Source organism: Pseudoalteromonas sp. 20-MNA-CIBAN-0454 (genome assembly GCF_040308685.1).
GTDB classification, from domain to species: Bacteria; Pseudomonadota; Gammaproteobacteria; order Enterobacterales; family Alteromonadaceae; genus Pseudoalteromonas; species Pseudoalteromonas nigrifaciens.
In genome coordinates this window covers 19382-28863 of sequence record NZ_JBEOOB010000042.1, presented here as the reverse complement: position 1 = coordinate 28863, position 9482 = coordinate 19382, and the positions used below count along the sequence as shown (strand labels likewise).

8 protein-coding genes are annotated in these 9482 nt (G+C 41.2%); 7 read left to right on the top strand and 1 reads right to left on the bottom strand.

All coding sequences use genetic code 11. The features are described from left to right. Positions 1-116: 116 nt before the first annotated feature. Positions 117-1472, bottom strand: coding sequence for an outer membrane channel protein TolC (tolC, locus tag AAEZ22_RS16215; protein ID WP_011329240.1), 1356 nt, complete (start codon positions 1470-1472; stop codon positions 117-119). Positions 1473-1625: 153 nt separating this feature from the next. Between tolC and AAEZ22_RS16210 the strand changes: the two genes are divergently transcribed. Genes AAEZ22_RS16210 through parC form a run of 7 tightly spaced genes read left to right on the top strand, consistent with a single transcriptional unit; the run spans position 1626 to position 9461 of the window. After that, complete coding sequence (locus AAEZ22_RS16210) at positions 1626-2252, top strand: NUDIX domain-containing protein (RefSeq protein ID WP_089368754.1); 627 nt, start codon at positions 1626-1628, stop codon at positions 2250-2252. 44 nt (positions 2253-2296) lie between these two features. Then, entirely contained in the window at positions 2297-2755 is a 459-nt protein-coding gene (locus tag AAEZ22_RS16205) for a DUF1249 domain-containing protein (protein WP_058374175.1), read from the top strand. Next, positions 2742-3563 (top strand): metallophosphoesterase, encoded by an 822-nt coding sequence (locus AAEZ22_RS16200; protein WP_352298039.1) that lies wholly within the window; start codon positions 2742-2744, stop codon positions 3561-3563. The genes AAEZ22_RS16205 and AAEZ22_RS16200 overlap by 14 nt, the downstream gene beginning before the upstream one ends. Then, positions 3548-4117: a YqiA/YcfP family alpha/beta fold hydrolase gene (locus AAEZ22_RS16195; RefSeq protein ID WP_011329236.1), complete on the top strand. Its 570-nt coding sequence runs from the start codon at positions 3548-3550 to the stop codon at positions 4115-4117. The genes AAEZ22_RS16200 and AAEZ22_RS16195 overlap by 16 nt, the downstream gene beginning before the upstream one ends. 20 nt (positions 4118-4137) lie before the next feature. Then, the gene (gene parE / locus AAEZ22_RS16190; RefSeq protein ID WP_011329235.1) at positions 4138-6027 is read left to right on the top strand and encodes a DNA topoisomerase IV subunit B; all 1890 of its coding nucleotides are present in this window, start codon (positions 4138-4140) and stop codon (positions 6025-6027) included. A gap of 34 nt (positions 6028-6061) precedes the next feature. Further along, on the top strand, positions 6062-7156 hold the full coding sequence (locus tag AAEZ22_RS16185; RefSeq protein WP_086995204.1) for a PQQ-dependent sugar dehydrogenase: 1095 nt from the start codon (positions 6062-6064) through the stop codon (positions 7154-7156). A gap of 10 nt (positions 7157-7166) precedes the next feature. Continuing rightward, complete coding sequence (gene parC / locus AAEZ22_RS16180; protein ID WP_011329233.1) at positions 7167-9461, top strand: DNA topoisomerase IV subunit A; 2295 nt, start codon at positions 7167-7169, stop codon at positions 9459-9461. Positions 9462-9482: the final 21 nt, after the last annotated feature.

Genomic DNA, 9482 nt, shown 5'->3' with positions numbered 1-9482 from the left:
TTCCACGATGTGTGAAAAAGAAACCATCTAAATATCCGTATAAAAAAAAGCCAGTCAGTGTTAACTGACTGGCATTAAGCAAAATGCTGGCTTTTTAGTTACTAGACTAAGCTGTGTTAAATTGCGTTTAAACCTTTATTAATCGCCATTAAGTCAGCATTTGTTAGTGTTCCTGTTGCTTGCTTTAAGCGCAGCGTAGATACCACGTAGCGATAGCGAACATTGGCAAGGTTACGTTTTGCATTGTACAAGTTTTGTGTGCTAACAAGTACATCAACAATAGTACGAGTACCTACTTCAAAACCTGCTTCAGTTGCTTTAAGTGCACTCTCGGCAGATATAACCGCTTGCTCTAGCGCTCTAAAGGTCGCTATATCTGAAACCACTTGATTATAAGAAGTAATAACTGTGCGTGTAACTGCGCGATAGTTAGTTTCGTAATCTTGGCTTGCAGCGACGTAAAATGCACGTGCTTGATTAGTTGCAGCAACCGTGGCACCACCTGAGTAAAGAGGCACACTAAAGTTAATACCTATAGTGGTCGAATCGGCACGAGGTTGGTTATCAAAACTTGCACCGTTTATGTCGCGATTGGTTAAAGAATCACCGTAACGCGCATCAAGTGTTAATTTTGGGTAGTGGCCTGCTTTCGCTAGCTCAATTTGATCTTTAGCTATATCAACTGTGACTTTTGCTACTTGTAAATTTAAGTTTTTTTCTTCAGCCACTTTAACTAAGTCGCTAGAGGGTTTATTTGGCTTTACAGTTGAAAATGTTTCGGTATTTAAAACGTCAAGTTTTGCGTGGTACTTACCTGTTATTTCGCGCAGTAGTTCACGTGCTGTTTCTACGGCATTACCGGCAACAATTTCTTGTGCTACTGAGTTATCAAACTGAGCTTGAGCTTCGTGTACGTCGGTAATAGCAGTTAGGCCTACCGCGTAGCGTTGCTTTGTTTGCTCTAATTGGCGTTCAATAGCGCGCTTTTCAGCTTTAACAAATTCAAGGCTATCGATAGCACTTAATACATTAAAGTAACCATCGGCAACACGTACTATTAAATCTTGCTTAGCAAAATCGTACTGTGCACTGGCTTGTAGAGCTTGTTTATCAGCAATACCTAGGTTATTCCATGCGCCTAAATCAAACAGTGTTTGGCTTAAGCTAACACCACGAGTGAATTGGTCAGTATCGCTTTCTACTTTAACTTGATTTGATAAATCGCCAACACTTTGAAAAGAGGTAGAGTCACTTTTTTCGTAGCCTAAGCTTAAACCTATTTGAGGTAATAATGCGCTCATCGCACGATCACTTTGATAAGATTGTGCATCCGCTTGGGCTTTTGCCTTCAACACGGTAGGATCGTTTGCTGTCGCAATTTCAAAAACTTGTAGTAAATCTTCAGCGTGAGCAGCTGTAGCGCCAATTGCGCATGATAAACTAACCAGCGCCGCAAGGATGTTCTTTTTCATGTGTGGTTCGGTCCTTAGACAAATTTTATACTATTGGGCATGTTAACCTGTTTTGGCTCATAACTAAAAAAAAAATGAGTAAAACAATGTTTGTAAGTGTAACAGAATATATTAATCCACTTTAGTTTATTAAAATAAGTAAGAGGTAGTTATATGACCAATAAAAAGTTGATCGAATTTACTCACCAAGATGTGAGATTAAAACCTATTACTAACCTTTACGATGGTTTTTTTAAAATTAACTTATATCAATTTAAACATGCATTATTTGCGGGTGGCGAGTCGCAACTCATTAGCCGTGAAATTTTAGAACGTGGCGATGCTATTGCCGTGCTGCCTTACGACCCTGTAACCGATACAGTGTTATTAATAGAGCAAATACGCATTGGTGCAATAAAAAGCAAACATTCGCCATGGCTGTTAGAATGTATTGCAGGTATGACCGATGGCAGTGAGGATTATGCAGCGGTAGTAAAAAAAGAAGCCTATGAAGAAGCCGGACTTAATTTAACCGAGCTCGAGTTTATGCTTTCGTATCTTTCAAGCCCCGGCGGCACTACTGAGCGGTTACATTTATATTTAGCCCGCGCCGATTTAAGCCAAGTAAACAGCGGAGTTTACGGTTTAGAAACGGAAGGGGAGGATATTAAAACCCATATATTAACACTAGATGATGCACTGGCACGGCTTAATAGTGGGGAAATAGACAATGCTGCAACGGTTATTTGTTTGCAATGGTTAGCGCTCAATCGTGATGGTATGATCAACAAGTGGGCATAAATTTTATACATAAATAGTAATTTATAAATTGTAATGGCGGTACTTTGACAGCACTTTTAGCAACCCAAAGATATATTCAAAACCTTCCAAAGTATTTAACACTTTGCGAGCATAATTACGTGCGGCTTTTAAAGTTATTACCAAGCGAGCAAACTAAACAAAGTATTCGCGAGGTAAAGTTGGGTAACAGTGAGTTTGCTGTAAAAATAGATGACATGGCTAAATACACTATGGATGTGTCAATTAAACAGCTATCAGGAATGGTAAAAGGCATTACCCCATTATACTTAACCGTTAGGCTTTATAATGATGCGAAAGTGGCCGAAATTATTCATCACGACTATCATCAGCGCATAAAACCTTCTTACGGTTATCCTAATCCTAAAATGCATCAAAAAGATGAAAAATATCAGCTTAACGCCTTTTTATATGATTGGCTTGTTGCGTGTGTTGAGCATGGCCAAGCCACGCTAAATTGGGATGTAAATAATGGCTTGGTTTGATGATACTTATACTTTTAATAAGCCATCTTTACGTATTGCTCATGTTACAGATTGCCATTTATTTGCCGATAGAAATGCTGAGTACTTTGGGGTAAATACAGCCACATATTTTCAACAAGCGCTTGAACATATGGCGTTACAACAACTAGATGCAGTGGTATTTGGCGGTGATTTAACACAAGATCATAGTGTGGAATCTTACTTATTATTTAGTGAGCTTATAAGCAACAGTACACTTACTTGCCCAGTATTTTGGCTACCAGGTAATCATGACGAAATTGCCTTGCTTGAGCAAATCAGTGGTGGACAAATAAAAGCGGCAAAACGCTTAGTGGCTAATAACCTAACTAATAACCTAACTAATAACGCAAGCACTGATATTGAGCTATTACTTATTAACTCCAAAGGGCTCACTCCAGCCGGTTGGGTGACAAGTGAGCATTTAAATGAAATATCCGACTGTTTAGCGCAGCCAGTTAGCAAGCAACTGGTATTTTGCCATCATAATCCGTTGCCAATAAACGGTTATTTAGATAAACATATGCTCGAAAATGGCCCACAACTATTAAATACGTTGGTTAATAATGGCAATGTTGCTGCGCTTATTCATGGTCATGTGCATAATGATTATACGCAATGTTTTAGAGAGCTTGATATTTACGCTACGCCGGCAAGCTCAGTGCAATTTACTAAGCACAGTAAAGCGTGGCAACAGCAAAATAATGGCCCAGCTTATAGAATGCTTTATATAAACTCATCGCAAGGGCAAGTGCATATAAATACGGACGTGATATGGTTAAGCGCGTAATTTATATTCACGGTTTTAATAGTTCTGAAAAATCATATAAAGCTGTGCGCTTTGGTGAGCTTATGGCACACTATGATGTTGACTATTATGTACCACGTTTAAACCACGAACCTCTGCAAGCTATTATCGAGTTAGAGCAGTTAATCACACCTAATACTGCGTTATTAGGTAGTTCATTAGGCGGTTTTTTTGCCACCTATTTATCGCAGCGTTATCATATTCCTGCGGTGGTTATTAACCCAGCGGTAGCACCGGGCAATTTATTACAGCCTTTACTTGGGGCAAATTATAATCCGTATCAAGATTATAATTATGAACTAAATAACCGTCATATAGATGCTTTAAAAGTATTAACATTGAGCGAGTTAAAGCACCCTGAGTTGTTGTACTTGTTGCAACAAACGGGTGATGAAGTGTTAAATTTTCAACACGCAGTAAATTATTATTCACACTGTAAGCAATTAATAGAATTTGGTGGTGATCACAGCTTTATTGGCTTTGAGCGCACTATTGCAAGCATTGTCGATTTTCTTAAATTAAATAAAACTAGTTAGCGCATATAAAGATAAAAATTATGAGTCAGCAAAATTATAACGCCGAAGCTATTGAAGTACTCAATGGGTTAGATCCGGTAAAACGCCGCCCCGGTATGTATACAGATACCTCGCGGCCAAATCATTTAGGCCAAGAAGTTATCGATAATAGTGTCGATGAAGCAATGGCCGGCCATGCCACTCGAATAGATGTGATCTTACACGAAGATAACTCGCTCGAAGTGAGTGACGATGGCCGTGGTATGCCTATTGATATTCACCCAGAGGAAGGTATTCCCGGGGTTGAGCTAATATTTACCAAACTGCATGCTGGTGGTAAGTTTTCTAACAAAAACTATCAGTTTTCAGGTGGTTTACACGGCGTTGGTATTTCGGTTGTAAATGCGCTATCAACCCGCGTAGAAGTGACCGTTAGACGAGATGCCCAGCAATACAGAATGGCATTTGAAAATGGCGAAAAAGTTGAAGACTTAAGCGTAATTGGCGTGGTGGGTAAGCGCAATACCGGTACCACAGTACGTTTTTGGCCAGACGTTAGTTACTTTGATTCGCCTAACTATTCAATCACTAAACTAAATCACTTATTAAAAGCTAAAGCCGTGTTATGCCCAGGCTTACGCATTAAGTTTGTTAATAAGCAAACTAAAGAAACCCAAGAATGGTTTTACGAAACGGGTTTAAAAGATTACTTAATTGAAGCCATTAAAGGCTACGAAACATTACCAGATGTGCCCTTTGTAGGTGAGTTTTCAAGCTCAATTGAAGGTGCTGACTGGGCATTGATTTGGCTACCTGAAGGGGGCGAGTCAATAGCTGAAAGTTACGTAAACTTAATACCTACCGCACAAGGCGGTACTCATGTAAACGGTTTACGCCAAGGTTTACTTGAGGCAATGCGTGAGTTTTGTGAGTTTAGAAATTTATTACCGCGAGGTGTAAAACTCACCCCAGATGATATTTGGGAGCGTTGTAGCTATGTGCTTTCAGTTAAAATGCAAGATCCGCAGTTTGCCGGTCAAACTAAAGAAAAGTTATCGTCGCGCTCATGTGCGGCATTTGTATCGGGCGTAGTAAAAGACTCCTTTAGTTTATGGCTAAACGAGCATACCGATATTGCAGAGCAACTCTCTGAATTGTGTATTTCTAATGCGCAGCGACGTTTACGTGCTGCTAAAAAAGTGATCCGTAAACGCGTAACCGCAGGGCCTGCACTTCCGGGAAAATTAACCGATTGTAGTGCCGCAGATAACGATCGCACCGAGCTATTTTTAGTAGAAGGTGACTCGGCAGGTGGCTCGGCTAAGCAAGCGCGAGATCGTGAGTTTCAAGCAATAATGCCGCTGCGTGGTAAAATATTAAATACCTGGGAAGTTGATTCGGGGCAAATATTAGCATCGCAAGAGGTGCACGATATTTCCGTGGCATTAGGTATAGACCCAGATTCAGACGATTTAACAGCGCTGCGCTATAATAAAATATGTATATTAGCCGATGCTGACTCGGATGGGTTACACATAGCTACCCTATTGTGCGCCTTATTTGTGCGCCACTTTAAGCCACTAGTAAAAGCAGGGCATGTGTATGTTGCTATGCCACCACTTTTTAGAATCGATATTGGTAAAGATGTTTATTACGCACTAGATGAAGACGAAAAAACCGGTATTTTAGCGCGCATTGAAGCTGAGAAAAAACGCGGTAAAGTAAACGTACAGCGATTTAAAGGCTTGGGTGAAATGAACCCGTTGCAACTGCGTGAAACTACTATGGATCCAAATACCCGGCGTTTAGTGCAACTCACCTTGGATGAAGAAGAATTAACCATGGAAATGATGGATATGTTACTGGCTAAAAAGCGCTCTGCAGATAGGCGTCAATGGCTAGAGGATCACGGTAACAAGGCACAAGTTTAATTAGCGTCTGCGTTTAAATAAACAAGGAGAATATATGAATACGGTACTAAAAATAGTGCTATTACTAGGTTTAACTAGCAATACCGTAATGGCTAAAAATATATTAGATAAACTCACGGTAGCCCCGGGGTTTGAGCTTAGCTTATTTGCCAGTGATGTTGAAAATGCACGGCAAGTTGTAGTATCAAAAAAAGGCATAGTATATGTTGGCTCGCGCAAAGCAGGCAATGTATATGCACTTATTGATCATAACAGCGATGGCGTAGCAGATAAAAAAATGCTGGTTGCAGAGGGCTTAAATATGCCTTCAGGTTTAGCAATTAAAGATGGCGATTTATATGTTGGTGAAGTACACCGCATCATTCGTTTTAAAAATATTGATACGCAACTAAAAAACCCACAGTTTGAGGTGCTTTACGATGCGCTGCCATCAGAGCGCCATCATGGTTGGAAATTTTTACGCTTTGCCCCAACTGGCGAGCTAATAATTCCGGTTGGTGTACCTTGTAATATTTGCGCTGAAGACGAGCGTTTTGGCCGTATTTTTGCGTTAAACGTAGAAACCAAGCAAATTACTACACTGGCGCAAGGCGTACGTAACTCAGTAGGATTTGACTTTCACCCTAGCACACAAGCGTTATGGTTTAGCGACAATGGTCGCGACATGATGGGGGATGACATTCCGCCAGATGAGTTAAATAGAGTCACTAAAGAGGGCGAGCATTTTGGTTTTCCGTATGTTCACGCAGGCGCGATTATTGACCCTGAATTTGGAAAAGGTAAAAAAATTGCCGACTATACTTCACCTGCACTAGCCTTACCGGCGCATGTAGCGCCTTTGGGTATTCATTTTTATAACGGTAAGCAATTTCCAGCAAGCTATAAGCAGCAGTTATTTGTTGCTGAACATGGCTCGTGGAACCGTTCTAAAAAGTCAGGTTATAAAGTGGCATTAGCGAGCATTGAGCAAGGCCGTGTAACTAAATATACGCCATTTATTACAGGCTTTATGCAAGACGAAACAACATATGGACGCCCTGTTGCATTTGCAGAATTAGGTGACGGCAGTCTATTGGTAAGCGATGATTACGCCAATGTGATCTACCGTGTAAGCTATAAGAAAAACTAGGTAAGCTTTAATGAGTGATACAGATACCTTGCTAATGCAAGGAATTGAGCAACAAACAATGGGGCGTTTTACCGAAGACGCCTACTTAAACTATTCTATGTACGTAATTATGGATAGGGCATTACCCCATGTGGGCGATGGCTTAAAACCAGTACAGCGACGTATTATTTATGCTATGAGCGAGCTGGGATTATCGGCTAATGCCAAGTATAAAAAATCAGCCCGTACCGTAGGTGACGTACTAGGTAAATACCATCCCCATGGTGATAGTGCCTGTTATGAAGCCATGGTATTAATGGCGCAGCCGTTTTCTTATCGTTATCCATTGGTTGACGGGCAAGGAAACTGGGGCGCGGCCGACGATCCTAAATCGTTTGCGGCAATGCGTTATACCGAAGCACGTTTATCTAAGTTCTCTGAAATACTCCTCAAAGAGCTAGGCCAAGGGACGGTAGATTGGACGCCAAACTTTGACGGCACCATGGATGAGCCTGTGGTACTGCCATCGCGTTTACCGCATATATTACTCAATGGTATAACGGGTATTGCAGTTGGTATGGCAACCGATATTCCGCCTCATAATGTGCGTGAAGTAGCCAGTGCCTGTTGCTTATTACTTGATAAACCAAAAACTGAGCTTGAAGAATTACTCACCTTGGTACATGCGCCAGATTACCCTACAGACGCAGAAATAATTACCCCAAAAGCCGATATTCACAAAATATATAAAACTGGGCGTGGTTCAATCAAAATGCGTGCAGTTTATACGCAAGAACAGGGTGATATAGTTATTACCGCACTGCCACATCAGTGCTCTGGTGGTAAAGTACTGGAGCAAATTGCAGCGCAAATGAACGCTAAAAAGCTGCCAATGGTAGCCGATTTACGCGATGAGTCAGATCACGAAAACCCGACTCGAATCGTCATTATTCCGCGTTCAAACCGTATTAAAGCTGAGCCATTAATGGCGCACTTATTTGCCACCACAGATCTAGAAAAAAGCTATCGTGTAAACTTAAATATGCTTGGCCTAGATGGGCGTCCGCAAGTTAAAAATTTACTGACTATTTTAACCGAGTGGTTAGTGTTTAGGCGCGAAACAGTACGTCGACGCCTACAATATCGTTTAGATAAAGTGTTAGCGCGTTTACATATTTTAGAAGGCTTATTAGCAGCCTTTTTAAATATTGACGAAGTGATTGAAATTATTCGCAGCGAAGATAAACCAAAGCCAGTATTAATGGAGCGCTTTGATTTAACAGACATACAAGCAGAAGCTATTTTAGAGCTAAAACTTCGTCATTTAGCCAAGTTAGAAGAATTTAAAATACGTGGTGAGCAAGATGAACTCGCTAAAGAGCGTGATAAATTGCAGCAAACGCTAGGCTCAGATCGTCGTATGTCAACGTTGCTTAAAAAAGAAATTCAAGAGGCGGCTGAAATATATGGCGACGACCGTCGCTCGCCAGTTGTTGAGCGCTTAGAAGCAAAAGCGTTAAATGAAAAAGATTTAATCCCATCAGAGTCGGTCACTGTGGTGCTTTCAGACAAGGGCTGGGCACGCGTTGGCAAAGGGCATGATTTAGATGTGCAAGGGTTAAGTTATCGAGCCGGTGATGCTTATAGAGCCTCAGCTCGGGGTAAGAGTAACCAGCCCGCCGTGTTTTTAGATTCAGCAGGACGAGCGTTTGCAACCGATGCGCATAGCCTACCCTCAGCACGTAGCCAAGGTGAGCCCATGACAGGGCGTTTTAACCTTAGTGCAGGCGCTAACTTTGAGCATGTAGTAATGGGTGAAGATAACCAAGTATTACTTATGGCATCAGACGCAGGTTATGGCTTTATTACTGACTTTAAAGACTTAGTGAGTAAAAACAAAAACGGCAAAGCATTGGTGAGCGTACCTAAAGGCGGTTTATTACTGTCGCCAATTAGGGTTAACGAGGTCGCTAGTGATTATTGTATGGCCATTTCCAACGAAGGGCGGATGTTGTTATTTCCGCTGCGCGACTTACCAAAATTAGGTAAAGGTAAAGGTAATAAAATAATTTCTATTCCGGGGGCTAAAGTACAAGCCCGCGAAGAGTTTGTAAAAGTATTAGCAGTAGTGCCTGAGGGCAGTAGTGTAACGCTGCATGCAGGTAAGCGAAAACTAACGCTTAAACCAAGTGATTTAGAGCATTATTATGGCGAGCGAGGGCGTAGGGGTAATAAACTACCACGAGGCCTACAAAGAGTAGATGAAGCTGTTGTAGAGTTTAGCCCGCAAAATGACGAGCCAATTGAAAATGCTATTGATGAGTAGCGATTAATTCACATTCGCTCA